Annotated in this window: 1 pseudogene; it reads right to left on the reverse strand. The window is 70.0% G+C overall.

Annotated features, from left to right (window positions below):
• Positions 1 to 55: 55 nt before the first annotated feature.
• Positions 56 to 1,147 (reverse strand): annotated as a pseudogene (locus ACFWVD_RS28750) (glutamate synthase subunit alpha); the annotation flags it as partial.

Raw genomic sequence — 1,147 nt, forward strand, 5'->3', positions numbered from 1 at the left:
GGCGACGGGACGGGTGCAGGCGGTCTCGCGATCGGTGGTGAGGAAGCCCTTCGGGTCAGCCATGGGTCGCCGCCTCCATCATCTTCTCCGTGGTCTCGGATTCCGAGAGTCCGGCGAGCTCAGCGGCGTCCTTGGCGGCGAGCACTGCCTTGTACGTGGTGGGGATGATCTTGCTGAACCGGTCCACCGCGACGGACCAGTCGGCGAGGAGCTTCGCGGCCACGGTCGAGCCGGTCTCTTCCTCGTGGCGGCGCACCACATCGTGCAGCCACTGCTTGTCGGTGTCGGACAGGACGGTCTCGACCGCGCCCGCGTTGCCGACGTTGACGTTGTGCGGGTCGAGGTCGATGACGTACGCGACGCCGCCCGACATGCCGGCCGCGAAGTTGCGGCCCGTCTCGCCCAGGACGACCGCCCGGCCACCGGTCATGTACTCGCAGCCGTGGTCGCCCACGCCCTCCGAGACGACCAGGGCACCCGAGTTGCGGACGCAGAAGCGCTCGCCGGTGCGGCCGCGCAGGAACATCTCGCCGCCGGTGGCTCCGTAGCCGATGGTGTTGCCGGCGATGGTGGAGTACTCGGCGAGGTGGTCGGCGCCGCGGTCCGGGCGGACCACGATGCGGCCGCCGGAGAGGCCCTTGCCGACGTAGTCGTTGGCGTCGCCCTCCAGGCGGAGGGTGATGCCCTTGGGCACGAAGGCGCCGAAGGACTGGCCGGCGCTGCCGGTGAAGGTCAGGTCGATGGTGTTGTCGGGCAGGCCCGCACCGCCGAACTTCTTGGTGACCTGGTGGCCGAGCATGGTGCCGACGGTCCGGTTGATGTTGCGGATCGCGACCTGGGCGCGGACCGGCTGGGCCGCTTCGGCGGTGGCGGCGTTCAGGGCCTCGGAGGCGAGCTCGATCAGCTCGTTGTCGAGGGCCTTCTCCAGGCCGTGGTCCTGCTCGATCAGGGCGTGGCGGACCGCGCCCTCGGGCAGCTCCGGCACGTAGAAGAGCGGCTCCAGGTCGAGGCCCTGCGCCTTCCAGTGCGTGACGGCCTTGGTGGTGTCGAGGAGTTCGGCGTGGCCGACGGCCTCCTCGATCGTGCGGAAGCCCAGCTCGGCGAGGATCTCGCGCACCTCCTCCGCGATGTACTCGAAGAAGTTGAC

Source organism: Nocardia sp. NPDC058666, assembly GCF_042714895.1.
GTDB lineage: Bacteria > Actinomycetota > Actinomycetes > Mycobacteriales > Mycobacteriaceae > Nocardia.